The 22,902-nt window shown below is 67.0% G+C and carries 24 protein-coding genes; 11 read left to right on the forward strand and 13 right to left on the reverse strand.

Going from position 1 to position 22,902, the window contains the following annotated elements; genetic code table 11:
- Window positions 1–2 precede the first annotated feature (2 nt).
- Both R2733_05415 and R2733_05420 read left to right on the forward strand, forming a co-directional pair.
- A complete protein-coding gene (locus R2733_05415) occupies window positions 3–758 on the forward strand; it encodes a class I SAM-dependent methyltransferase (GenBank protein ID MEZ5375933.1) in 756 nt (251 codons plus the stop codon).
- Window positions 759–819: 61 nt separating this feature from the next.
- Window positions 820–1,569: an alpha/beta hydrolase gene (locus tag R2733_05420; GenBank protein ID MEZ5375934.1), complete on the forward strand. Its 750-nt coding sequence runs from the start codon at window positions 820–822 to the stop codon at window positions 1,567–1,569.
- 24 nt (window positions 1,570–1,593) lie between these two features.
- On the opposite strand, the gene opgC is transcribed toward R2733_05420, so the two are convergent.
- Window positions 1,594–2,730: an OpgC domain-containing protein gene (opgC, locus tag R2733_05425; GenBank protein ID MEZ5375935.1), complete on the reverse strand. Its 1,137-nt coding sequence runs from the start codon at window positions 2,728–2,730 to the stop codon at window positions 1,594–1,596.
- A 78-nt stretch (window positions 2,731–2,808) separates the two neighbouring features.
- Entirely contained in the window at window positions 2,809–3,624 is an 816-nt protein-coding gene (locus R2733_05430) for a thioesterase family protein (protein ID MEZ5375936.1), read from the reverse strand.
- Window positions 3,625–3,732: 108 nt separating this feature from the next.
- Here R2733_05430 and R2733_05435 point away from each other — a divergent pair, with 108 nt between their 5' ends.
- The 3 genes from R2733_05435 to R2733_05445 are packed head-to-tail and all read left to right on the forward strand — an operon-like array spanning window position 3,733 to window position 5,255.
- On the forward strand, window positions 3,733–4,182 hold the full coding sequence (locus R2733_05435; protein MEZ5375937.1) for a hypothetical protein: 450 nt from the start codon (window positions 3,733–3,735) through the stop codon (window positions 4,180–4,182).
- The gene (locus R2733_05440) at window positions 4,175–4,867 is read left to right on the forward strand and encodes an RES family NAD+ phosphorylase (GenBank protein MEZ5375938.1); all 693 of its coding nucleotides are present in this window, start codon (window positions 4,175–4,177) and stop codon (window positions 4,865–4,867) included. Before R2733_05435 ends, R2733_05440 begins: the two co-directional genes overlap by 8 nt.
- A gap of 16 nt (window positions 4,868–4,883) precedes the next feature.
- A complete protein-coding gene (locus tag R2733_05445) occupies window positions 4,884–5,255 on the forward strand; it encodes a hypothetical protein (protein MEZ5375939.1) in 372 nt (123 codons plus the stop codon).
- A gap of 12 nt (window positions 5,256–5,267) precedes the next feature.
- Here the strand turns inward: R2733_05445 and R2733_05450 are convergent, their stop codons facing one another.
- The 7 genes from R2733_05450 to R2733_05480 all read right to left on the reverse strand — a co-directional run bounded on the left by R2733_05450 (window position 5,268) and on the right by R2733_05480 (window position 13,424).
- Complete coding sequence (locus R2733_05450; GenBank protein ID MEZ5375940.1) at window positions 5,268–6,485, reverse strand: methyl-accepting chemotaxis protein; 1,218 nt, start codon at window positions 6,483–6,485, stop codon at window positions 5,268–5,270.
- Between the two features lie 77 nt (window positions 6,486–6,562).
- On the reverse strand, window positions 6,563–9,556 hold the full coding sequence (gltA, locus tag R2733_05455; protein ID MEZ5375941.1) for an NADPH-dependent glutamate synthase: 2,994 nt from the start codon (window positions 9,554–9,556) through the stop codon (window positions 6,563–6,565).
- A 49-nt stretch (window positions 9,557–9,605) separates the two neighbouring features.
- Window positions 9,606–10,382 carry an SRPBCC domain-containing protein gene (locus R2733_05460; protein MEZ5375942.1) on the reverse strand — a complete coding sequence of 259 codons (777 nt, stop codon included), beginning with the start codon at window positions 10,380–10,382 and terminating at the stop codon, window positions 9,606–9,608.
- Window positions 10,379–11,032, reverse strand: coding sequence for a helix-turn-helix domain-containing protein (locus tag R2733_05465; protein MEZ5375943.1), 654 nt, complete (start codon window positions 11,030–11,032; stop codon window positions 10,379–10,381). Before R2733_05465 ends, R2733_05460 begins: the two co-directional genes overlap by 4 nt.
- A 73-nt stretch (window positions 11,033–11,105) precedes the next feature.
- A complete protein-coding gene (locus R2733_05470) occupies window positions 11,106–11,549 on the reverse strand; it encodes a VOC family protein (GenBank protein ID MEZ5375944.1) in 444 nt (147 codons plus the stop codon).
- 9 nt (window positions 11,550–11,558) lie between these two features.
- Window positions 11,559–12,011 (reverse strand): AraC family transcriptional regulator, encoded by a 453-nt coding sequence (locus R2733_05475; protein ID MEZ5375945.1) that lies wholly within the window; start codon window positions 12,009–12,011, stop codon window positions 11,559–11,561.
- A 69-nt stretch (window positions 12,012–12,080) separates the two neighbouring features.
- Window positions 12,081–13,424 carry a cytochrome P450 gene (locus R2733_05480; GenBank protein ID MEZ5375946.1) on the reverse strand — a complete coding sequence of 448 codons (1,344 nt, stop codon included), beginning with the start codon at window positions 13,422–13,424 and terminating at the stop codon, window positions 12,081–12,083.
- Window positions 13,425–13,544: 120 nt separating this feature from the next.
- On the opposite strand from R2733_05480, the gene R2733_05485 reads away from it, so the two are divergent.
- From R2733_05485 to R2733_05495, 3 genes are all read left to right on the forward strand, one after another.
- Entirely contained in the window at window positions 13,545–13,802 is a 258-nt protein-coding gene (locus tag R2733_05485) for a GNAT family protein (protein MEZ5375947.1), read from the forward strand.
- 115 nt (window positions 13,803–13,917) lie between these two features.
- Window positions 13,918–14,085: a hypothetical protein gene (locus R2733_05490; GenBank protein MEZ5375948.1), complete on the forward strand. Its 168-nt coding sequence runs from the start codon at window positions 13,918–13,920 to the stop codon at window positions 14,083–14,085.
- Window positions 14,086–14,088: 3 nt separating this feature from the next.
- Window positions 14,089–14,478 (forward strand): ATP-binding protein, encoded by a 390-nt coding sequence (locus tag R2733_05495; GenBank protein ID MEZ5375949.1) that lies wholly within the window; start codon window positions 14,089–14,091, stop codon window positions 14,476–14,478.
- A gap of 37 nt (window positions 14,479–14,515) precedes the next feature.
- Here R2733_05495 and R2733_05500 read toward each other — a convergent pair whose 3' ends face one another.
- From R2733_05500 to R2733_05510, 3 genes are read right to left on the reverse strand one after another with little or no spacing between them, the layout of a single operon-like run.
- Window positions 14,516–15,286 (reverse strand): hypothetical protein, encoded by a 771-nt coding sequence (locus R2733_05500; GenBank protein MEZ5375950.1) that lies wholly within the window; start codon window positions 15,284–15,286, stop codon window positions 14,516–14,518.
- Window positions 15,283–16,113, reverse strand: a complete 831-nt coding sequence (locus tag R2733_05505) for a sugar phosphate isomerase/epimerase family protein (GenBank protein MEZ5375951.1) — start codon at window positions 16,111–16,113, stop codon at window positions 15,283–15,285. Before R2733_05505 ends, R2733_05500 begins: the two co-directional genes overlap by 4 nt.
- A 9-nt stretch (window positions 16,114–16,122) precedes the next feature.
- Window positions 16,123–18,153, reverse strand: a complete 2,031-nt coding sequence (locus tag R2733_05510; GenBank protein ID MEZ5375952.1) for a cellulose synthase catalytic subunit — start codon at window positions 18,151–18,153, stop codon at window positions 16,123–16,125.
- Window positions 18,154–18,246: 93 nt separating this feature from the next.
- Between R2733_05510 and R2733_05515 the strand changes: the two genes are divergently transcribed.
- The gene (locus R2733_05515) at window positions 18,247–19,107 is read left to right on the forward strand and encodes an SDR family oxidoreductase (GenBank protein MEZ5375953.1); all 861 of its coding nucleotides are present in this window, start codon (window positions 18,247–18,249) and stop codon (window positions 19,105–19,107) included.
- A 79-nt stretch (window positions 19,108–19,186) separates the two neighbouring features.
- Window positions 19,187–20,266, forward strand: a complete 1,080-nt coding sequence (locus tag R2733_05520) for a glycosyl hydrolase (GenBank protein ID MEZ5375954.1) — start codon at window positions 19,187–19,189, stop codon at window positions 20,264–20,266.
- A 27-nt stretch (window positions 20,267–20,293) separates the two neighbouring features.
- Here R2733_05520 and R2733_05525 read toward each other — a convergent pair whose 3' ends face one another.
- Window positions 20,294–21,190, reverse strand: a complete 897-nt coding sequence (locus R2733_05525; GenBank protein ID MEZ5375955.1) for a metallophosphoesterase — start codon at window positions 21,188–21,190, stop codon at window positions 20,294–20,296.
- A gap of 65 nt (window positions 21,191–21,255) precedes the next feature.
- Here R2733_05525 and R2733_05530 point away from each other — a divergent pair, with 65 nt between their 5' ends.
- A complete protein-coding gene (locus R2733_05530; protein MEZ5375956.1) occupies window positions 21,256–22,887 on the forward strand; it encodes a long-chain fatty acid--CoA ligase in 1,632 nt (543 codons plus the stop codon).
- Window positions 22,888–22,902: the final 15 nt, after the last annotated feature.

The following is a 22,902-nucleotide window of genomic DNA, read 5'->3' on the forward strand; positions in this document are numbered from 1 at the left end:
CCATGGTTCACGACGCGGCCGCCACCGGATTCGGATCGAACGCCGAGATCTATGCCGGCGTGAGGCCGAGCTACCACCTGGCGTTGGTCGAGCGCTTTGTCGAGGCATACGGGCGTGGTCAGGTGGTCGAGCTCGGCGCCGGTACCGGGATCTTCACTCACCAGCTCCTCGACGCCGGTGTCGTTCCCGTCGCCATCGAACCGGTCGCTGCGATGCGAGACCAGCTCGCCGAGACCTGCGCACCGGTCGTTCCGCTCGACGGAACGGCGGAGGAGACGGGATTGCCCGACGACGGCGCCGACACCGTGGTCGTCGCCCAGGCGTTTCACTGGTTCGACCACGGGCCCGCGCTCGATGAGATCCGCCGCGTTCTCCGGCGCGGTGGCCACCTGGTGTGCGTGTGGAACGTGCGCGACACGAGTGTCGAGTGGGTCCGAGCGGTCACCGACATCGTCGATCGTTACGCGGGCGACACACCACGCCATCGCACCATGGCGTGGCGGCAGGCCATCGACGACGCTCCCGGGTTCGAGCTGGTCGACGACTGGTCGATCGAGAACCCGAAGCCTTCGACCCCGCAAGGGGCCGTCGACCGAGCGCTCTCCACCAGCTTCATTGCTGCACTCGACGACAACGAGCAGGCGGAGGTCGTCGCCGCCACACTCGCCGTGACCACACCATTGGGGACGCCGTTCGACTATCCGTACCGTTCGGAACTCCAAGCGTGGCGCTGGACCAACGTCGACCTCGCCGATTGACCCACATCCGAGCGGCCTCCAGCCCTCCCGGCAACCGACGGCCACGGCTACGCTGCGCGCCATGACCTCACTCGTGCTCGTGCATGGCATCACCGAATCCAAACAATCCTGGGCCCCACTGATCGAGCCGCTGTCAAAGGACGCCGACGGTCAGCCCCGCACCCTCCTCAACGTCGATCTCCGTGGCCACGGCGGCGCAACCCGGACGCCGCCATTCGATCTCGTCACCATGGCGACCGACGTGATCGCCGAGCTGTCGGCGGCGAGCATCGATCCGGCCGATGCCGTCATCATCGGACATTCGCTCGGTGGCACCGTCGTCACCGCCATGGCGTCGGTGATGCCGTTTCGCGGTGTGATCAACGTCGACCAGCCGCTCAAGCTGGCCGACTTCCAGGCCGGGCTACAGCAGCTGGAACCCATGCTCCGGGGCGACACCGACACCTTCGTCGCCGCGATCGGCATGGTGTTCGACGCGATGCGTGGCCCGCTCCCCGATGCCGAGTTCGAGCGGATCTCGACCCTCCGTCAACCGGAACAGGACGTCGTGCTCGGTGTGTGGGATCCCGTGCTCACGCTCACGACCGAGGAACTCGATGCCATGGTCGACGGCATGGCCGCCGCCATCACCAGCCCGTACCTGTCACTTCACGGCATCGATCCTGGACCCGGCTACGACGACTGGCTCCACGGCCTGATCCCCGGTGCCGAGGTCGAGATCTGGGCCGACCACGGCCACTACCCACATCTGGTCGACCCCGACCGCTTCGTGGCTCGAGTCAACGCCTTCGTCGACTCGGTCACGGTCTGACGCCGCCCACGTACCACCCGTCGATCAGAACGACCAGGGTCGCCCTCGCCAGCGCGTTGCCGGCACCGCCGAGGCGAGCGTCGCGATGGTGAGAACGGCAACGAGGGTGTCGTTGCCGATCGGCGTCGTCGGCAGGGCGCCGGCGAGCGGGGGAACCAGGCAGGCGAGGGTCGACAGGGTGTAGACCCGAAGACTGCGAGACCCGGCGCGCTGCAACCATTGGTCGAACGGCAAGCGTCGCGTGCAGACCCAGTAGACAAATGGGCCGAGGGTGAAGACCAGCAGTAATCGACCTGGCTGCATCGAAACCTTGTCGAGCCACGCCGACTCGAACGTCTCTCGCCAACCCGGACGGCTCCACGAGGCACCTCGTTCCGCGAGCGCGAACACCGTGTGGAGCACCACGATCGCTCCAAGCGACGCGAGACCGGCGGCGATGACCAGCGCTCGTCGGTCCTCGATGGTCCGCCGCACCGTCGGCCACTGCGTCCCCCCGACCAGGCCCGCCACGAAGATCAACTGCCAGGTGAACAGGTCCCACCTGACGTCGCCAGGTGTGCGCATCGGACCGAAGGACGGCAGCGCCAGCCCGAGGAGGTAGACCGCAGCCGATCCGGCAAGCACGAGCCGGGACCATCGCCCGACCCATGGGCCGAGCACGACCGCCGCCAGCAGGAACACCACGTACATCGGGAGGACGTCGCCGAAGGGAATCATCCACGCGCCGAGTGCGAGGTCGGCGAGCGAAGGTCGGATGGCCGGCACCCACCAGGTGTCATGGACCACCTCCGACCACGCGATCACGCCGATGTTCAGCAGCAGGTGCACCATGGCCAGGACGATGGCCCGCATGATCGTCCACTGCTTCACGGCCGGTCCGAAGCCGCCCTTGGAGCGCCACAACAGGCCGACCGACACACCCGACAAGAACACGAAGCCGGCCGCTCCCGATACCCATCCCGGCGCATGCAGCACCCGGTTCACCACCGACGATCCCCGACCACTCACGGTCAGGTGACCGAAGGTCATCGACACCAGGCAGAGCCCTCGTAGTCGATCGATTGCAGGATCCCGACCGCTCAGTCGATCGTCTCGCTGCATCACGACGTGATCGAGACCGAGCTGCTCGGTTCGTCCGCTCCGGTTGACGCTCGCTGTCATCGACGATGGATCCCTCGTGTCCGCCGCCCGACTCGTCCCTACGAGCCGCCCATCACCATCGGCGCGACCAACTACAAATCAAGTAGGAGGGACGACGAGTACCGATTGGCTTGCGGTGGCCAACATCCGCCCGTCTTCGCTCCACATGAAGCACGACCCGTGCGCGAAACCATTGCCAACGAACTCGATTCGGTTGTCGCACAACACCCAACCTTCGGCATCGACCTCACTCAGCGGCGCCGCGAACCGGATGGTGTTGTCGAGCGATGTGCAGTTGACGACCCGTCCGAACGCGTTCCCGAGCGCCGAGGGCATGTAGTCTCCCAGCATCGCCAACGCGGCAGCGTCGAGCCAGACGCCAGGCATCCGCACCCAGAGCAGCGTGCGGTTGTCACCACTCGGTGTGCCGGCACCCTCGGCAAAGCCGAAGGAACCCCGGGCGATCCGCGCCTCGACATGGTGGTGGACGTTCTCGCCCTCGGCGTGGCGTTCGACCAACGGCGCGTCCTCGGGGCGCCCGGCGTCGGGCATCGCATCCCACACGCCGTGAAGCACCTCGGTTCGCTGGCCGACCGCACCGAGCAAGGTGATGATGTGACGTTCGCCGACGTGGCCGATCACCCTGCCCTGTGTGACGGTGCGACCGACGGCGGGAAGCTGCACATCGAGGTCGATGGTGTCCCCGGCTGCGGTGACCGAGACGTACTGCCCGGTGGCCCACACGGTGGGCTTGCCCGTCTCACGCTCGAGCGCCTCGACGCCGGCGGCCAGACCGGCTCCGCCGAAGAGCGAACCGCGACCGCCGCCGCAGATCCGATCGATGACCGGGAGCTCCCAGCGGCCGTTCGCCCGCTGATCGAGACCGAGGAAGTCTGACGTGGTGATCCGTTCCATCCGCACTCTCTACTCGGGGGACGCCGACATCACAAACGCCGGCCGCACCCACGAATCGCTCGGCATGTACCTGTCGTACCGTCCAACGTCTCGTGGTACGCTTGGTACATGACCGCAGCCCTCGCGTTCTTCGACGACTTCCCGCCAGCACCGCCGATGCTCGACCGTGCTGCCATCGAACAGGCTCGATTGGTGCGGTTGGCCCGTGACCATCTGGCCGCCAACGAGCCGTCGGTCGACTACGACGGGCTCGCCGAGGGCCGGAACAGCACCGTCCTGGCAGCGCGGCAGTGGGTGAAACGGCAGCGAGCACGGGGATCCCTCTTCGTGGTCGATCACGGGTCGGGCACGCTGATCCCCTCGTTCCAGCTCGACGAAGCCTTCGACCTCGACCCACGAGTCACGCCGGTCGTGACCGCGCTACAGGAGGCGGGTATGGGTGGATGGGCGATCTGGCAATGGTTCACGGCCTTCAATCCGTGGATCGACGCTCGACCCATCGACGTCCTCGGTTCCCCATCGATCGATCGGGCGGTCGCCGGTCTCGTCGATGTCTGACGCGCCCTGTGGCCAACGCGACTGCCCAATCGTGCGGCCCGACGCCATCGATCGCCGTTCCCTACGAGTCCACACCCTGCCCGCCGGCACCGAACAGTTCCGGGCATCAGCCCTGCGTCACGGCACCATTGTGTTCACGCCGGCAGGCATGGGCAATGGTCGATTCTCGCCGTTCCCCGATCGGGGACACACCTACATCGCCGAACAACGGTCGGCCGCGATCCTCGAGTCGGCGCTCCACGAGGCCGACGGCCCCAATCCCCGGATCTACCGGATCACGCTGGCCGCATTCGGACTCCACCGGGTCCGCTTCGACACACCGGTCCGATTGATCGACCTTCGCGACCCCGCCCTCGCCGACCTCGGGATCGATCGATCGCAGCTCACCGGCGCCCTGGCCGTCCACTACCCATGCACCCGGGCCGTCGCCGAACGCATCGCCGGCTCCAAGAGCACCGCCGGAATGGTGTGGACTTCGCGGCAAGGATCGCTCCACGCCGAGCGCAACCGGGACGGTCTGGCGGCGGAGGTGCTGCGACACCAGAGCCTCGATGTCGCCGTCGTGTACGAGTCCCCGTTCGTCGGCGATGTCAGCGTCGTCGACTCCGAGCCACTCACGGTCGACGGCGACCCCACCCGATTCGTGCTGGAACTAGCGAACCTGCTCCGCGTCGCCATCCTCTGAACGAGACAGTGTCGGCATGAGTGTCTACCTCTGGCACTTCACCGCAGCGGTCGTCTCCGGTGTCGGGCTCATGGTCGTCGACGCGCTGCCAACCGCCGAGGTCGGATCACCCGAGTGGTGGGTGCAGAAGCTCCCATTGATCGGCCTCAGCTTCGTGGTACTGCTCGGCATCCTGCGACTCGTCAAGCGGTTCGAGGTCAACGGCCTGCTCGCCGACAAGGCGCCCTATCGAGGTTCGATGGCTCGGATCCTCGTCGCCGCCGCCTTGCTGTCGACGGGCGTGAAGCTCTGGACCGGCGGATCACCACTCAAGATCACGGCGGGCCTGGCATTGACCACGCTCGTCTGGCACCTCGACCTCCGAGCCACATCGGGCGACGCGGACTGAGGACGTTCGCACCTACGCCTGCGTCGAACGATCCAGATGTCCGATCGCCTCGATAATCGAGGCGATGCTCGAGCTGCTGGTGGTCACCGATCCGGCGATCTCGGCGACGGCACCCGACTGATGAGAGATCGCCGTCGCGAGATCAGATTGATCCTGGCGGAGTCCGTCGATCATGTCGGCGATCGATGACATCGATGACGTGGTGTCGCCGAGCTGCGAGTGGACCTGCTGCACGATCGCGGCGATCTCCGACGCCGAACGGGCCGTCTGCTGCGCCAGGTCCTTCACCTCGCCGGCAACCACGGCAAATCCTCGCCCGGCCTCGCCTGCCCGCGCCGCCTCGATCGTTGCGTTGAGTGCGAGCAAGTTGGTCTGACCGGACAGCTCGGCGATCGCATCGACCACGGTGATGATCTGCTCGCCCGACTCGCCGAGTTCGGCGACGAGCTGGCGACTGTGCTCCGCCAGCTCGGAGATGTCCGCCACCGTCGCCGACGTCTGGTCCGAGCTGGATGCGATCTCACGCACCGCATCGGCCAGCCGCTCGACCGACTCGGCAATCACATCGATCTGGCCCTGCATGGTTCCTGATGACGACACCACGGCGTCGACCGTCTCGCGAGTCGAACGTTCGGCAACCCGTCGCTGTTCGAGCTCGCCTGCAGCCCGGTCGGCCTCGACCCGTTGTGCTCGCGCCATCGCACGATTGGCGTAGTACACCTGCACTCGCATCCAGGATGCGGCGAGTCCGACGGCGACCGTGGTCGTGACGATGCCCGCCGCCACCAGCCAGCCGTCGTCGCCCAGCTGGTCAGGGGACGACAGGGCCATCCCGAGGAGCACGGCATAGATGGGGAACTGTTGCAGCATCCACTGCACCGGCAGCACCGATCCGCACCACACCGCGGCCAGGATCGGGAGCATCAGGAGCACCGGTGACTGGGTGAGGAAATTGGTGAAGACGGCGATGGCGACCGTCGTGCACACGGCGGCGACACGGAGCAACAGGTGGCCGTGTTGTTCCCACGGCATCGCCATCAGCGCTGCCGCGCCGACGAACATCGTGGCGACGAAGGTCTTGAACACTGCGTCGAACCGGACGGCCTCGGTCGGCAGCGTGATCAGGCCGACGACGCCGGCAACGAAGTACAGCACGGCGGCCAAGCGCCCGCCCTGGGCTGCGAGCGCACGTGATGAGGACACCGGGTGCGCGGTCTGGTGATCGGTCATTCCCCCAGTGTCGGAACGTGACCGATGACCATGAGCCCGACGACCGTGAGCCCGACAACCTAAGGGCGGTTCGAGCGTCAGCCCAGCATCCCCACCCGGCCCCGCCGCCGCGCTGCCAGCTCCGTGGTGAGCAGATCGACGTGCTCAGCCTCCTCGGCTGCGAGTTCTCGGTAGAGCTGGGCTGCCGCCGGTGTCTCGGCCTCGTCGACATTGCCGGCGAAGTAGGCCTCGGCCCGTCGCTCGAGCGAGATGGCCAGTTCGAGCAGATCAAGTGGATCGTCGGGCCGAGGCGCCCGTTCGACCCGGTCGAATGCCGGGCGCAAACCGGCTTGCGCCGTGTCGGGGGGCTGCAGGTGATAGCGCTCGACGAGCGTCTCGAGGTGTTCTCGTTCCATCTCGGCCAACTGCGCGAACAGGGCCTGCAGCCCTGGGTCCTCGGCCTGCTCGGCGGCGACCGAGTAGAAGTCGCGGCCACCCAGTTCGATCTCCATCGCTCGGCGGACCGCCTCGTGGGCCGCCGCGTCGTCGTCCCCCACCCGCAGCTCTGCCCCGTGAATGATGACGAGCTTGCCACCGCACGCCGGGCAGCTGCCATAGGGGAACGCGAAGCCCTCGCTCCGCTTGGAGCAGCTGGTGCACCGCCACGACAATCGATCGCCGGCACAGCAGATTGCCCCGTCGTCGACACCGTCCGCCGAGGCGCGCCGACATCGGGGGCAGGTGTTCCCCGTGAGTGCAGCATCCACCTCGCCCGTCTCGACGGCGACCGCCTCCTCGCCCGTGACCTCCTCGCCCCTGACCGCCTCGCCCGACAGATAGCGGGAGATCGCTGCGGCAGCTCGGCGTCCGGCGCCCATGGCCAGGATCACCGTCGCTCCCCCGGTGACGATGTCGCCGCCGGCGAAGACGCCCGGGAGGCTGGTGGCCTGCGACACCGGATCGGCGGCGATGTAGCCCCGCTGATCCAGCTCGAGCCCCGGCGTGGTCTGGGTGACGATCGGGTTAGCGTTCGTACCAAGGGCGACGATCACCGTGTCACACTCGTGCTCGAGCCGTTCGCCGGTCGCGGTCGGGCGACGACGCCCTCGCTCATCGGGTTCACCGAGTTCCATTCGCTCGATCACCATGCCGCGGACGTCACCAGCGGGATCGGTGAGGATCTCGACGGGCGACTCGAGGAACGAGAACTCGATGCCCTCTTCCTCGGCGTGGCGAAGCTCTTCGGCCCGTGCCGGTGCCTCGTCCCGCGTGCGACGGTAGACGCACCGGACTCGCTTGGCGCCAAGACGCTTTGCGGTGCGGAGGCAGTCCATCGCCGTGTTGCCGGCACCGATGACGATGACGTCATCACCGATGCCGACGGGCGTATCGACTTCGGGGAATCGATCACCGCCCATGAGGTTCACGCGGGTCAGGAACTCATTGGCGCTGACGACCCGACCGGCGTTCTCGCCCGGGATCCCGAGGAAGCTCGGGGCCCCGGCACCGACGGCGAGAAACACGGCATCGAAACCGCGATCGGACAGCAACTGCTCGACCGTGAACGTGCGCCCGACCACCTGGTCGGTCTCGATTCGCACGCCGTGTTGCTCGAGGGCCGCCAGCTCGCGATCGATGATGTCGCGCGGAAGGCGGAACGACGGGATGCCGTAGCGGAGCACGCCACCGGCGACATGCAGGGCCTCGAAGACCGTCACCTCGACGCCGTCACGCGCCAGGTCGGAGGCACAGGCGAGTCCGGCTGGCCCCGAGCCGACGACCGCGACCCGTCGACCCGCCGGCGTCGCCGCCTCGACGGCGGCCGGTCGCCCGTGGTCACCGACATAGCGTTCCAATCGCCCGATGGCGACCGGCTCCATGCGCTTGGCGATCACGCACTGGCTCTCACACTGCGATTCCTGAGGGCACACTCGGCCGCAGACCGATGGCAGCACGTTCGACTCGTGGATGACGGCCAGCGCGCCGTCGACGTCCTTCACCAACAGGTGACGGATGAATCGGGGAATGTCGATCTCGACCGGACAGCCCGAAATGCAGGTCGGACGGGTGCACTGGAGGCAGCGCTCGGCTTCACGAAGTGCTTCCGACAACGAATAGCCGAGATTGACCTCGTCGAAGGTGCGAGACCGAGCACCGGGGTCGCGTTCAGGCATCGGCACCTTCACCGGCTCGATCTCACGCAACTTCTTGTAGGTCCGCTTGCCGTCGATGAAGAGCGTCTGCTCGACCTGGCAGCGATGCTCGTAGTCGTCTGCCGCCGCCAGCTCGTCGGCCTTGAATCGCCGCTGCCGGTTCACGAGCTCGTCGAAGTCGACCCCGTGGGCGTCGAACTCCGGGCCTTCGACACAGGCGAACCGAGTGGCCCCGTCGACCGACACCCGACACGATCCGCACATGCCGGTGGCGTCGACCATGATCGTGTTGAGTGACACCCTCGTGGTGACGGCGGCCGGTCGGGTGACCTCGGCACAGGCGCGCATCATCGGGAGCGGACCGATCGCAACGACCAGGTCCGGTCGATCCGCCTCGATCACACCGGCCAGCGCCTCGGTGACCAGCCCCGGCCGGCCCGCCGACCCGTCGTCGGTGCAGATCACCACCTCGGCAAACGCCGACAGACGATCCTCCCAGAAGATGAGGTCGGCGGAGCGGAAGCCGACGATGGCGGTGACCCGGTGACCGGCCTCGGCGAACGCCCGCACCTGCGGAAAGATCGGCGCCACTCCCAATCCTCCACCGACCAGCACCACATGCGGGGAGGTGTCGCCGTCCGAGACGGGTTCGATCTCGGCCGGCATTCCGAGCGGACCAACGAAGTCGGCGATCGAGTCTCCCTCGGCGTAGCGGTCGCGCATCTCCACGGTCGAGCGACCGAGCGCCTGCACCACCACGGTCACCGTCCCAGCGCGGCGGTCGAAGTCGGCGACCGTCAGTGGGATCCGCTCGGACCCGTCGTGCAGGCGGACCATCACGAACTGGCCGGGCTCAGCCGACTGGGCGACATCGGGGGCTTCGACGTCCCAACAGAAGGTCACGTCGTTGAGGAGTTCACGTCTGGCGATGCGATACATGGCGAGATCGAGCGTAAGAACGCACCCCGGGGCCAGACAGGGCCCTAGGTCATGATGTCGCACCGCCGGCGAGCAGGTTCCTCCACATGGGCTCGTCTCGCTCGACGGCCGCCGCGCCGTCGTCGCCATAGAGGTAGGACCAGACCGACATCATGATCTGGTCACCGGTGCCTTCGGCGGCGATGAAGGCCGTGCCCGGCGCCGGAGCGTCGACCAGCACCGTCATCCGGCGCGCCTCACGCTCGACGACCACACCCGCGAGCGGTGGCGTGTCGGGGCCGTCGACCTCGATCCGGTCGCCGGCGGCCAGCTCGTCGCTGAGCCCGAGCCGGTCGAGCATCCTTGCCCACGCCTCGGCCGGTGGTCCGGCCCACGACGCCATCGGGAGCATGGCCGTGGCGGTCTGCCCGCCGAAGTGGGCGAGGTGCAGTTGAAGGTTCGACAGGAAGAGCTTCCAGCCCTCGGTCATGCCGTTGTAGTGGTCGTCCCACTCCTCGCCGGTGGCGAATCCCGTGTTGACCAGCCGCACGACGCACGATCCGCTGTCGCGTGCCTCGACCAGCCACTCGAACGCCAACCCCTCGTCGGCGTCGCCGCCGTCGAACACAATCCGCCGTAGCGGCTCCCACACTCGTACCCGGCCCGGAATCTGCATCTCGGGTTCGGGCCCGAACGAGGCGGTGGCCGCTCCACCCTCTCGCTCTTCGACGACGTGTGGGACGTACCACGACGAGATGCCCGGCCCGGTCGCAATGGCCCGCCACACCTCCTCGGGCGTGCCGACGACATCGACCTCGAGTTCGATGGAACGCTGCTCTTCGCTCATGGTTGTGCCTCGTCGCTTTCCGGGGTCGCGTTGTCTGGAGTCGGAGTGTTTGCGTGTGCCGCGCCGGACGGCGCGCCGGGCACCATCGGATGGGCCGCAACGACCAGGCGATGCCAACGCCCGTCCGCTGCGGCCTCGTCGTGGTACTTGGCGGCCAGCGCCGTCACGGCGTCGGCCAGGTCGCGAGTGAAGTCGGCCCGATCGGCCGCCGAGGCGAACCGCAACTCGGTATCGATCGACAGCGTGGCCAGTGGCTGCTCGGCAGCGTCGGCCCGGCGGGCCAGCTCGGCGACTTCGCGCACCATGCGGGCTGCCACCGCGATCAGGTAGCGAGATGACAGCCGGTCGGTGCGATCGGGGTCGACCGAGCCGGTGCCCAGCACGTCGGGCGACACCACGTAGGCCTCGGCGGTGGCCTGCACGAACCGCTCCATCAAGCCTCGTCGGGGTCGCTCTTCCACCAACCGGACGAGACCGCACGCTTCGAGCGCTCGGAGGTGGTAGTTCACCTTCTGGCGACTGGCCCCGATCGCCGCGGCGACCGTCGTTGCCGACCCGGGTTGTGCCAGCTCGGCCAGGATGCGCGCCCGCTGTGAGTCGAGCACTGTTGCCACTGCGGCCGGTTCATCGATGACCTCGACATCGAGCATCGGTTCAGCATGCTCGATGTCGAGGGTAATTGACAAGATCTTTTTTCAATTCCGGGGGTGAGTGCGTTTGCCCTCAACCCATGTCGACGCCGTCGAAGTCGGCGTCGGTGTAGGGCTTGGGCTCGACCAGCACGATCCAGTTGCCGGAGTTGTCACGCATGAGCGCCTCGACGCCGTACGGGCGATCCTGCGGCTCCTGAAGGAACTCGACCCCCTTCGCCACGAGCTCACGGTGGGTCTGGCGGCAATCATCGACGGTCAGTCCGACGCCCGGCAGGCCGCCCTCGGCCTGCGCTCGCCGCATGGCCTCGATCAGGTCGTCGGGCAGCGGCTTGCCTGGCGTGGTCAGGTGCAGGTGCAGCTCGGGTTGGCTGGGGTGGCGGACCGTCAGCCAGCGAAAGTCGGGGCCGAGTGTGAGGTCGTCGCCGACCTCGAAACCGAGCACATCGGTGTAGAAGGCCAGTGCTTCGTCTTGGTCGGTGACCCAGACGCTGATGAGGGAAACGTTGGTGATCATGCGGCGACCCTAGGAGCCGGGATCGTCGGAAGACTTCTCCTCGCTTGCGGACCTGCGTTCGACCAGCCCCCACATGAACAACTGGCATCCCGGGATGCGCGGCGCTCCGCCGGCGTATCGCTGCTGGAACTGCCGGGGTGTCTCACCGACGATCTCACGGAACCGGGTACTGAACGATCCGAGACTCGAGAACCCGACGGCGAAGCAGATCTCGGTCACCGTCAGGTTCGTGGCTCGCAGAAGGTCCTGCGCTCGCTCGATGCGCCGCTCGGACACGTACGCGGCCGGCGTCAACCCATAGGTTGCGGCAAACAACCGGTGGAAGTGGAACTTGGAAATGCCGGCGATGGCCGCGAGCTGGTCGAGATCGACCGGCTCGGCGAAGTGGCGATCGGCATGATCCTTGGCTCGTCGAAGCGAGACCAAGAGATGGTCGGGTGCTCGCGTCGGTGGTGTCGACATCGCTGGCGCGGGCCGCAGTCAGCGCACGTGCATGATCAGCGCATCCGCATGATCAGCGGACGCACATGATCAAAGGACACGGAGTGGCATCACCCGCGGGCCGCGAACCTGGCCGACCGACCACGAGGTCTCGCCGGCCAGCTCGAAGTCGGGGAACCGGGCGAGGAACTCCTGGATCGCGACCTTCATCTCGAGCCGGGCCAGGTTCGAGCCGAGGCAGCGATGGATGCCGAGGCCGAAGGCGCCGTGTCGATTCTGCTCCCGGTCGATCACGAACTCGTCGGCCCGTTCGAACTGTTCGGGATCGCGGTTGGCCGCCGGGAACGGCAGCAGCACCCAGTCGTCCTTCTTCATCGGACAGCCGTGGAAGTCGGTGTCCTCGGCGACGAGTCGGGCCATCGTGACCGGTGCGTAGAAGCGCAACAGCTCCTCGAGCGCGAAGTCGAACTGCTCGGGATGGTCCCGCAGGTGCTGGCGGTCCTCGGGGTGCTGAGCGAAGTGCCACAGTGACGAGCCGATGGCCGACCACGTGGTGTCGATGCCGGCGACCAGCAGCAGGATGATCGTGCCCCGCACGTGCTCGGGCGCCAGCTTGTTGCCGCCGAGTTCGATGTCGAGCAGGTAGCTGATCAGGTCGTCGCGGGGATCATCGATGTGTTCCTGGATGATCCGATCGAGGTAGGCGTCGAGCGGGCGATCCTGGTCGGTGCGCTCACGCGGATCCTGGTTGATCGTCTCGAGCACCTGATGCACGACGTGACGGAAGAAGTCGTCGTCCTCTGCGGGCAGGCCGAGCATGCGACCGATCACGGCCACGGGGATGTGCTGGGCGTACTGGATCGCACCATCGATGATCGTGGTGCCGGGTTCGATCTCACCCATGTCGTCGAGTAGCCCCTGGCACAGCGCCCGGATCTCGTCTTCCCAGTCGGCGATCTTCTTCGGAGCGAAGGCCGGGAGCAGCATTCGGCGGGCCTCGGCGTGGAACGGCGGGTCGCTCGTGATCGGGGGCGCAACACCGATCGGTGCCGGAAGCGCAAGGTCGCCGGGCCTCGTGTGGCTGACGACCACGGCTCGGCTGGTAAAGCGGGTGGTGTCGTAGGCGACCTCGTTGACCGTCTCGTGAGTGAGCGGCGCCCACATACCGCCGTAGCGATCGGAGTGGGCGACGGGGCACCCACCTTCACGGAGTGCGGTCCAAACATCGGGTGCCACCGGGTTGTATTCCGGGCGGGCGTGGTCGAAATCGGTGGCCCAGTCGTTGACCGGCCCGTAGTCCTCGGCCCGGTAGGGCGTGCGTTCCCAGCCGTCGGTTCCTTCCGGCGAGTCGCCGATGATCGGCAGCGGGCGCGTGGCCACTGGAGCGGGGTCGACGGTCGCGTCGACGTCGGTCTCTGGCATGGTGTCAGTCATTTGGTCCCCTTACAACGTATGGCGCAGCGTAGAACGCAGTATCGGCCGAGGCAAGGCACCCCTTGAGCATCAGGATCGAAGACCGACGCAGCCGCTCCGACGACCTTGTGAAACACTCGCATCGATGCCTACTGGCTCCTTTCCTCCGCTCGCGGCCGTGGTGTTGCCACCCGGGCCTGCGTCACTGCCACGAACTGGGCGCACCGAATGGGAATCCACCGGATCCAACTCCAACACTCGACCGAGAATCTCGCCTCCCGACTCGTCGCAAAGCGGGCAGGGTTCGTCGAGGAAGGAGTGCGCCGAGGAGCCAACCTCCACGACGACGGATGGCACGACATGGTGATGCACGCACACCTGGCGACGGACGATCCCTGAGGCTCCAAGGTTGCATCGATGATTGTCAGGTTTCGTCTGCGACTCGCCGGGTAGTTCGTCAATCCGACAGGCGGACCGGCAAGCGGATCGCCTCACTCGACGATCGGAGATCATCATGGCCACCACCAACAATGCAGGCGTTGCCGGCATCTCGACCGGCGGCGTGCTCGTCCTCGTTGGCCTCGCGCTCTGGCTTCTCGCCGGCTGGACGTTCATCGGCATCGTGCTGATCCTCGTCGGCCTGATCGCCTTCGGCGGGTTCGTGCGCGGCCGCTGGTACTGATCGGTGGCGGACGGCCTGGCCACCTCCCGCTTGCAGCTCACGATCGAGGCGGACACCGCGCAACTTGTTCACATGCGTGACCGATTGCGACGGTGGCTCGCTCGACACGGTCAGCCCGCCGACGACTGGCTGCTGGTGGCGAACGAACTCTGCACGAACTCGATGGCGGTCTCCACCGACCCGATCGAGATCATCATGACGCTGGACGCTGGCGAAGTGGTGCTCGAAGTCACAGACACCGGTCCAGGCTTCGTGCTCGACCTCGTCAACCCGCTCACGACCTCGACGCGACGTCGAGGCCTCTGGATCGTCGACCAGCTCACCCATCGGCTCGCCGTTGCTCACCGAGAAGGACGAACGACGGTCATCGCCGCTCGAACCCTCGCGGGCTGACCCGACTCGTTGCGGGATTGAACCCCACGCGAGGGCGTCAGTGTTCCGGAACGGGAAACTGCGCTGCTGTGAGGGTCAGGGCTGGGGCGAATCCCAGCCGAGTGGACAGGCGATCCGAGCCGGCGTTCTCCACGTCGCACCGATACAACGGCTCGATGCCGTTGGGCAGCAGCAACGTGTCGATGAGCGCGCCCACTGCCGCCCGACCCCATCCGCCGCGACGGGCGTCGGCGTGGGTGATGACGGCGATGTCGCCGAAGCCGTCGTCTTCTTCATACGGCTGCGACGACGAATAGGCCATGAGACGGCCCCCTTCGTCGAGAAGCCCGACGGCGAGGGTGTCGAGACGGTCGAGATCGAGGTCGGCCTCGTCGAGATCGTCGGGCTCGCACTGCGCAACGAAGGTCTCGATGATCTCGAGATCGGCGCTCCGCTGCCAGTCGAACACGTGGAGCCGACCAGGCGACGGCGGCGTCGGGAGGACACTGGTGCGGGTCTTCATCACCCCGCCCCCGACGACCTGCCCGCCGAGCAGCTCGACCATCTCGCGGAACTCAGCGTCCACAACCGGCGGCCCCTGGTGCAGTCCGTCGAACATCGACCACCGCTCCGGTTCGTCGCCCAGGCCCGCACCGAACGGCACGAACGTATGCGCGCCGATCTGATAGCAGGCGACGCTGCCGGCACCGCGCCGATCGTCGGCCACCACCGTGGTTCCCGGGGCGTCGATGAGCGCCGGGTCGGCCCCCATGGCCGTGACCATCGCGGAGCAGAACCGCCGTCGAACGGCGGTGGGATCGGTGGTCATACCGCCCCCACGAGTGACTCGAGACGTTCGCACGCCACCGCCGCCGTCCGGCGGGGATCGTGATCCCAATGACGGCGATCGAACAGTTCGAGCGACAGCACCACCTCATCGTCGCGGGCCGACAGCTGCCTGATCAGCTCGCCGAGCGGAGCAACTCCGTCACCCGGAAGCACCCGATCGGCGTCGGTCAGCGAATCGGCTTCGATGTCGGCGGGCACATCGTTCACGTGGAAGATCTCCAGCCGGGCCCCGCTCGGCACGTCGGTGAGGTCGATCCCGCTGCCGCCCCTCACCAGATGGAAGACGTCGAGCAGGACGCCGGTCGGTTCGGATCGTTGGGCGACGACGTCGAGCACCTGGTCCAAATGGTGCAGTGTGCCGGCGAAGCCCCACAACTCGAGTTGGGGGGTCACGTCGAACGAGGCGCCGAGTGTGGCCAGCGCATCGAACCGCTCGACGATGCGCTCGGTCGCGACGACCGGCCCTTCGACCGCGCCGACGGGCGGCGCAGCAATCCGCCGACACCCGATCGTGGCCAGGGCCTCCATGTCTCGCCGAGCCGTCTCGAGACCGGCGCGGCGGAGGTCGTCGTCATCGACGATCCATGCGGCGAACCCGATGCCGTTCTCGACCACGATCCCGAGGTCGTCGACTCGACGACGGAAGTCGTCGAGCGAGCCGCCCGCATCGACGTAGGCATGGATCGACGGCAACCACAGTTCAACCCTGGAGAATCCGGCCTCCGCCGCAATCTCCACTTCCGCGACGATCCCCAGGGATTGGTTCGACAGCGTGCTCGAGTTGAGGCAGAGGCGCGGGGTGGACACGCTGCCACCCTATGCCGAGTGCTCGGCCTCTGAACTGGCTTTTCTCGGCGTCGACAACGAACGGCGGTCGAAGCTGCGGTGCGTCGGCGGTGGTGCGGAGCTGCGTCGCTCCACGGGCCGCCCCGTCGTCGGATCGATCGCTCGCTCGGCCACGAGACGTTCGAGGAGCAAACGTTCTGAACCCGGCCGCTCCGGAGCTGGTCGAGCGTCGCTGGACCGTTCCTCCACCGTGGCCTGCCTTCCGGGGACCGGCGATCGGGGATGATGCGGAGCGTCCATGATCGGCATGTCCTGGAGCTCGCCATAGATGGTTCGGGCGAGGATCGCCAGGGCCCGGAACTGGCCGGGAACGAACTCGACCGTCGATCCTCCGAAACCGTCCGGGGTGATCCAGCAACGGACGTTGACCAGACCCTCTCGTGTCGCCACCGACAGGGTCTCCCGAGACGTCATCGCCCGGCCGGCGATGTGGGCACCGGTCGTCGACGGATTGCGAAGTAGGCCCTGCGTTGCGCCAGCGTGGAAGCGGAGTTCGCGGGAGAAGCGTCGGGCGCGACGGCGCTCGTCACCGAAGTTGTCGCGGCGAATCCGCCGGGCCGCGACCGAGATCACGATCAGATGGGCAACGAGCACTGCAGCGGCGACGTCGACGTGCCGACCCGTCGGTCCGGCGATCAGATCCGTGGCGCTCATCGCATAGACCAGGAGCGCCGCACCGGCGAACATGGCCAATCCGACCAAAAGGCCCGGGAGCGGTGGCGTTGATCGCTCATCACCCGCCCGGCCCTTCGGCGTCACCTGGAACGACGCGTGACTGCCGAGCACGAGCTGACGGAGGGCGTGGACGCTCATCGGCAGCCGCAGGAACTCGAACAACAGCGCGGGCAGGGGTCGGTGGCGGCCGTTGCCTGCGGTGATCTGGGCGGTCGTCGACAGGACGAGCAACCCGAGGTTGGCGAGCAAGAACGTGACGACATCGACACCGACCGGACTGGCACCGGTCAACACGACGGCGATCGCGAGCAGCAGATAGCCGATCGAGCGGAGGCCCTCGAACCAGCCGCTGAGCGACGCCGTGTACGCCAACCGTTGGGTCAGCTTCAGGCCTCGACCTCGCCACGGGTTCTCCCTGCTCCGAAGGATTTGCATGGCACCGGTCGCCCACCGCATCCGCTGCACCAGGAACTCCCGATACGACGCCGGGGCAAGACCTCGGGCGAGCACCTCGTTGTGGAAGACCGTGCGCCAGCCGTGGCGATGGAGCTTGATCGTGGTGAGCAGATCCTCGGTGACCGATTCGGTGGCCGCACCACCGATGGAACGCATGGCATCGCCGCGAACGATGGCCGACGTGCCACACCAGAACGCCGCATCCCAGCGGTTCTTGCCCGGCTGGATCACCCGATAGAAGAGCGCCTCTTCGCTGTAGTCGCCGATGTGCTCGAACGAGTCGGTGTTGTAGAAGTCCTGCGGCGTCTGCACCAGCGCCACCGAGGGGTCATCGAAATAGCCCAGGGTGTGGCGGAGGAAGTTCGTCGTCGGAATGTGATCGGCGTCGAGGATGGCGTAGAGGTCGGCGTTGATCACGGCGAACGCGTTGTTGAGGTTGCCGGCCTTGGCGTGGGACCGATCGGTCCGGGTCAGGTAGCGGGCACCGACCTGCTCCGCCATCGCCGCCACCCAGGGGCGGTCGCCGTCATCGAGCACCCAGGTTTCGTGCGCAGGTTGGAGCGCAACGGCGGCTGCGATCGTCGGCAGCAGGACGTTCTCGTCCTCGTTGTACGTTGCGATGCACACCGCGACCCGGTGAGGAGTGTCATCCCGAGGATCGGGTGGGGCCAGGTGGTCGGTGTCCCACACCGAGAACACGAACAGAGCGAATCCGAGACCGGCATGGAACTCGAGGGTGAGGAAGAACACCTGCAGTGGCGCGCCGAAGTCGAGCGTCGTCACACGCCAGATCAGATATGCGATCGTGCCAAGGACCGCAGCGAAGGCGAGCAGCCGTCGTTGCACCCTGAGCAGAAGGGAACTGCTCACCTCCTCATCAACGGCACGAACAGCCAATTCATTAGCCTCGCGGGGCCGGTCGCCGCCTAGCGTTGACCTCGGTTTCGAGAGAGGACGATCGACGTGAACGACTCGAAGGTGTGGCTGGTCACCGGAGCCGGCGGCGGCATGGGCGCTTCCCTCACCTTGGCGGCACTCTCGGCGGGCGATGCGGTGGTGGCCACGGGGCGTCGACCCGACGCCATCGCCGAACAGCTGGGCGCTCACGAGCGGCTCCTGACCACGCGGCTCGATGTGACCGACGTGGCCGAATCGGGCGCGGCCGTCGACGCAGCGATAGACCGATTCGGACGCATCGACGTGCTGGTCAACAACGCCGGCGCCTCCTTCAAGGGGTTCTTCGAGGAGATGTCGCCGGCCCAAGTCGAGCAGCAGCTGGCCGCGAACCTGATCGGCCCGATGAACGTCACCAGAGCGGCGCTCCCTGTGATGCGACGGCAGCGATCCGGTCACGTCGTCTCCATCTCGTCGGGCGCCGGGTTGATCGGGTTCGCCTACTCATCGGTCTACGCCGCGTCGAAGGCGGGACTCGAGGGATGGATGAGCGCGTTGGGCCAAGAGGTCGAGCCGTTCGGCATCCACACCACCATCGTGAACCCGGGATGGTTCCGCACCGGACTCGCCAGCCCCGAGTCCCTGATCTGGCCCGAGATCACCATCGACGACTACGCCGAACGCAGCGCCGAGCAAAAGGCCTGGTGGCAAGCCCAAGATGGCAAGCAAGCCGGCGACCCGGACAAGCTCGCCCGAGCGATCCTTTCGATCGCCCGTGGGCCGAAGCCGCCTCGTCGGTTCATCGCCGGCGCCGATGTGATCGCCATCGCCGAGCGCAAGATCGCCGAGCTCCGCGACGACGTCGAGTCGTACCGAGAACTGTCGTCGTCGCTGTCGTTCGACGACAGACCCGCCACCGGGCCGAGCTGACTCGACTCGTCATGCTCAAACCACGCCCGAGTCTGCCGATAGAACAGTCTCCGGGGCGTCGGTAGCGAGAGGGCCCACCATGCCGATCACCAAGGGGAGTCTGCGCAGCGCCACCGTCGTCGCGCTCACCCTGCCCGTGATCGCAGCGGGCGCGTGGCTCCTGTACGGCCGTCCCGAGACGACCAACCGAGTCGTCGTGCCCACCGTCATGCTGCCCCCGGCCGAGAAGGCCGAGGCCACACTCTTCGACGATGGGGACACCTCCACCACCGATGCGGTGATCGAACGACTCGCCACCGGCGACATCGACTTCTTCGGGGTCATGACCACCAATGGCTCCGACGCCGAGCTCGACGACTTCGAGACCACCGTCGATCAGGTTCCCGATGTGGTGCAGATCTCGATCGGCTGGGAGCTCGACCACTTCGACCCCACCCTCCTCGGCCGCATCACCGAGCGAGGCGCCCTCCCCGCCATCGCCTGGGAACCCTGGGACTACCGGCCCGACATCTGGCGGCAGCCCAAGTACTCACTCCGACACATTCTCGACGGCGATTTCGACGACTACATCGACGAATGGGCCAACGGCCTGGCGGCGACCGACCAACCCGTGCTGCTCCGCTTCGCTCACGAGGCGAACGGCGACTGGTACCCGTGGTCGGAGACCCGCAACGACAACTCGCCCGGTGAGTACGTCGCCGTGTGGCGGTACGTCCACGATCGATTCGAGCAGGCCGGTGCCGACAACGTCATCTGGGTGTGGGCCCCGAACGTCAACCCGTTCGAGAGCTGGCCGATGGCCGGTGTCTACCCCGGCGACGACTACGTCGATCTCGTCGGACTGGTGGGCTACTGGGGGCACTTCGGCGAGACGCCGACGAGCGTCCGCACCTTCGACGAAGTGTTCGGCTCGAGCATCGACGAGATCCGCACGCTCACGGCGAAGCCGATCTTCATCTCCGAAACCGCGGCGTCCGACGAGGGCGGGTTCAAGGCCGAGTGGATCACGGAGTTCTTCTCCGCCGTCGCGTCGCGACGCGATGTGGTCGGTTTCATCTGGTTCGAGGTGGTGAAGGAAGACGACTGGCGTGTCGACTCGACACCGGCGTCGCTCGCGGCGTTCCTGGACGGGCTCGAGCTACCCGCGTTCACCCGCTGACACCCGCAACGAGAGAGACCTGACCGATCAGATGCCGCGCCGGGCCGAGATCTCCGCCAACTCGGCGTAGCTGAGCTCGCCCATGAACAGGCTGTAGAGCGCACGTCCGAAGGGCCGGCGGGGCCAGCGTTCGTCGTCGACCAGGTGGAGCTCGCTGGTGACCGTTCCGTCGGCTGCGAAATCGAAGGTGCGGTAGCCGGGCGGCAACCAGGTCCGCTCGTCGAGCGAGAAGTTGTTCTTCAACGACGGGGCGACGAAGACCGGACGACCGAGCAGCTCGTACTCGGCCGGGATGTGCGTATGGCCCCCGCCCAGGCCGCGCACGTTCGGTAGGTCGCCCAGCAATCGATACCACTCGCTTGCGTACTCGGCGTCGTGGCACAGCGGCACCGGCGCATCGGGTGGGTGGTGCAGCCAGATGAAGACGTGATCGGCCGTCGTCGCGTCACACATCGCTCGGACCCATGCCGCCTCCCGAGCACCGAGGGCACCGTTGGTGTGCAGCCGATCCTCGCCGGGAGGGTCGATGGGCCGGCCATGAGGATCGGGCTGCATCACGCCGGCGCTCGAGTCGACGAACAAGAACGCCCAGTTCTCGATCTCGACCATCCGGGACGTGCTGACTCCTGGCCGCCCGATCCCGGCGGCGAACGCGAGGTCGAAGTCGTGGTTTCCGGGACAGGCATTGACCGGCACGTCGAACCGGGAGAAGGCGGCGGCCGCCTTGCGGTACTGCTCGGCTCGGCCGTGGTCGGCGACGTCGCCGGTGACCACGACCAGATCGAGGTGGTCGTGATCGCCGAGGTGGTCGAGCACGGCATCGAACGCCGCTGCGGTGTCATAGCCATGGCCACCTTCGGGCTCGGCTCCGTCCTCGAGAAAGTGGGTGTCGGACAGCTGCGCAATGCGAATCGCCTCAGGCATGCCACACTCTGCCACACCAAACAGCGGCCACACCGACCCGCGCCCACCAGACAGGAGCACTCGAAATGAGCAGCCAATCACCCAGCGATTCCTTCGTCGTCGACCCGGCGGCGGTCGCATCGATGACCTCGTCGCGACCGGTGGGGCACGGGTCGGTCCGGGCCTACGACTGGATTGCTCACCACGCCGATCAGCGCCCGAACAACGAGGCGATCCGCGACATCGGCAGCAATCGCAGTTTCACCTACGCAGACCTCGACCGGCGAGTCGACGCCATGGCGTCGTACTTGCTGTCCCTCGGCATCGGACGAGGGGACCGGGTGGCGGTCCTCGCCCACAACGGGGTCGAGTACTTCGACATCCAGTTCGCCTGCGCCCGCACGGGTTCGATCTGTGTCCTGCTCAACTGGCGACTCACCGTCCCCGAACTCGAGTACATCCTCAACGACTCGGCTCCGGCGCTCCTCGTCCACGACATCGAGTTCGGCGAGTCGGCCGGCGAACTCCAGCGACGCTGTTCGATCGAGCACCTGCTGTCGATCGACGGTGGCACGGAGTCGAGCGACTACGAGCAGGCGCTGGCGCCGTTCGACGGGCAGAAGGCGCCGCGGGCCGATCTCACCCACGACGACGTGATCACGATCATGTACACCTCCGGGACGACCGGTCTGCCCAAGGGCGCCATGATCACCCACGGCATGAACTTCTGGAACGCCGTCAACCTGGGCACGCCCGTGGGCGTCGGGATCGACACCGTCCACCTCAACGTCTTGCCGCTCTTCCACACCGGCGGGCTCAACTGCTACAGCAACCCGGTGCTCCACGCCGGAGGCACGGTCGTGATCCAGAAGGCGTTCGACCCCAGCGAAACGCTGCGGCTGATCGGCGATCCGGACCAGGGCATCACCCACTTCTTCGCCGTGCCTGCGCCGTACCAGTTCATGATGCAGCACCCCGATTTCGACGACACCGACCTCAGCCGCCTCAGGGTGGCCGGCGTCGGTGGGGCGCCATGCGCACTCACGATCCTCGAACGCTGGACCGAACGAGGCGTGGCGCTCATGCAAGGCTTCGGAATGACCGAGACCAGCCCGGGCTGCATCGCGCTCGATCCCGGCGACGCCATCCGCAAGCTCGGCTCGACCGGCAAGGCGCTGCTGCACACCGAGCATCGTGTGGTCAACGAGGACGGCACCGACTGTGGCCCCGACGAGGTCGGCGAGCTATGGGTGGCCGGCCCACACATCACGCCCGGCTACTGGAACAAGCCCGAGGCCACCGCTGCCGCGTTCGAGGGCCGGTGGTTGAAGACCGGCGACGCCGCCCGCATCGACGACGAAGGCTTCGTCTTCATCGTCGATCGCTGGAAGGACATGTACATCTCAGGTGGCGAGAACGTGTATCCCGCCGAGGTCGAGAACGTGCTGTACCAGCTTCCCGAGGTGGCCGAGGCCGCCATCATCGGCGTCCCCAACGAGCGCTGGGGCGAGGTCGGTCTCGCCGTCATCGCGCTGAAGCCCGGCGCCTCGCTCGATCGGGCCACGGTGGTCGAGCACTGTGTGTCGCGCCTCGCGAAGTTCAAGGTGCCGAACGACATCGCCATCGTCGAGGCCCTTCCCCGGAACGCCACCGGCAAGGTGCTCAAGCGCGACCTCCGGGACCAGTTCGTCGACACCGACGCCCCCAAGATCTCCTGATCACCGACCGTCGTC

The organism is Acidimicrobiales bacterium, from assembly GCA_041394265.1.
Taxonomy (GTDB): Bacteria; Actinomycetota; Acidimicrobiia; order Acidimicrobiales; family SZUA-35; genus JBBQUN01.

Excerpts from the sequence above, each read along its gene's own strand:
- R2733_05465 (MEZ5375943.1), bottom strand. The coding sequence starts at position 11,032 with ATGCTCGATGTCGAGGTCATCGATGAACCGGCCGCAGTGGCAACAGTG.
- R2733_05440 (MEZ5375938.1), top strand. The coding sequence starts at position 4,175 with ATGTCTGACGCGCCCTGTGGCCAACGCGACTGCCCAATCGTGCGGCCC.
- R2733_05450 (MEZ5375940.1), bottom strand. The coding sequence starts at position 6,485 with ATGACCGATCACCAGACCGCGCACCCGGTGTCCTCATCACGTGCGCTC.
- R2733_05420 (MEZ5375934.1), top strand. The coding sequence starts at position 820 with ATGACCTCACTCGTGCTCGTGCATGGCATCACCGAATCCAAACAATCC.
- R2733_05435 (MEZ5375937.1), top strand. The coding sequence starts at position 3,733 with ATGACCGCAGCCCTCGCGTTCTTCGACGACTTCCCGCCAGCACCGCCG.
- R2733_05445 (MEZ5375939.1), top strand. The coding sequence starts at position 4,884 with ATGAGTGTCTACCTCTGGCACTTCACCGCAGCGGTCGTCTCCGGTGTC.
- R2733_05500 (MEZ5375950.1), bottom strand. The coding sequence starts at position 15,286 with ATGACCACCGATCCCACCGCCGTTCGACGGCGGTTCTGCTCCGCGATG.
- R2733_05530 (MEZ5375956.1), top strand. The coding sequence starts at position 21,256 with ATGAGCAGCCAATCACCCAGCGATTCCTTCGTCGTCGACCCGGCGGCG.
- R2733_05415 (MEZ5375933.1), top strand. The coding sequence starts at position 3 with ATGGTTCACGACGCGGCCGCCACCGGATTCGGATCGAACGCCGAGATC.
- R2733_05470 (MEZ5375944.1), bottom strand. The coding sequence starts at position 11,549 with ATGATCACCAACGTTTCCCTCATCAGCGTCTGGGTCACCGACCAAGAC.
- R2733_05460 (MEZ5375942.1), bottom strand. The coding sequence starts at position 10,382 with ATGAGCGAAGAGCAGCGTTCCATCGAACTCGAGGTCGATGTCGTCGGC.
- R2733_05480 (MEZ5375946.1), bottom strand. The coding sequence starts at position 13,424 with ATGACTGACACCATGCCAGAGACCGACGTCGACGCGACCGTCGACCCC.
- R2733_05430 (MEZ5375936.1), bottom strand. The coding sequence starts at position 3,624 with ATGGAACGGATCACCACGTCAGACTTCCTCGGTCTCGATCAGCGGGCG.
- R2733_05490 (MEZ5375948.1), top strand. The coding sequence starts at position 13,918 with ATGGCCACCACCAACAATGCAGGCGTTGCCGGCATCTCGACCGGCGGC.
- opgC (MEZ5375935.1), bottom strand. The coding sequence starts at position 2,730 with ATGACAGCGAGCGTCAACCGGAGCGGACGAACCGAGCAGCTCGGTCTC.
- gltA (MEZ5375941.1), bottom strand. The coding sequence starts at position 9,556 with ATGTATCGCATCGCCAGACGTGAACTCCTCAACGACGTGACCTTCTGT.
- R2733_05525 (MEZ5375955.1), bottom strand. The coding sequence starts at position 21,190 with ATGCCTGAGGCGATTCGCATTGCGCAGCTGTCCGACACCCACTTTCTC.
- R2733_05475 (MEZ5375945.1), bottom strand. The coding sequence starts at position 12,011 with ATGTCGACACCACCGACGCGAGCACCCGACCATCTCTTGGTCTCGCTT.
- R2733_05520 (MEZ5375954.1), top strand. The coding sequence starts at position 19,187 with ATGCCGATCACCAAGGGGAGTCTGCGCAGCGCCACCGTCGTCGCGCTC.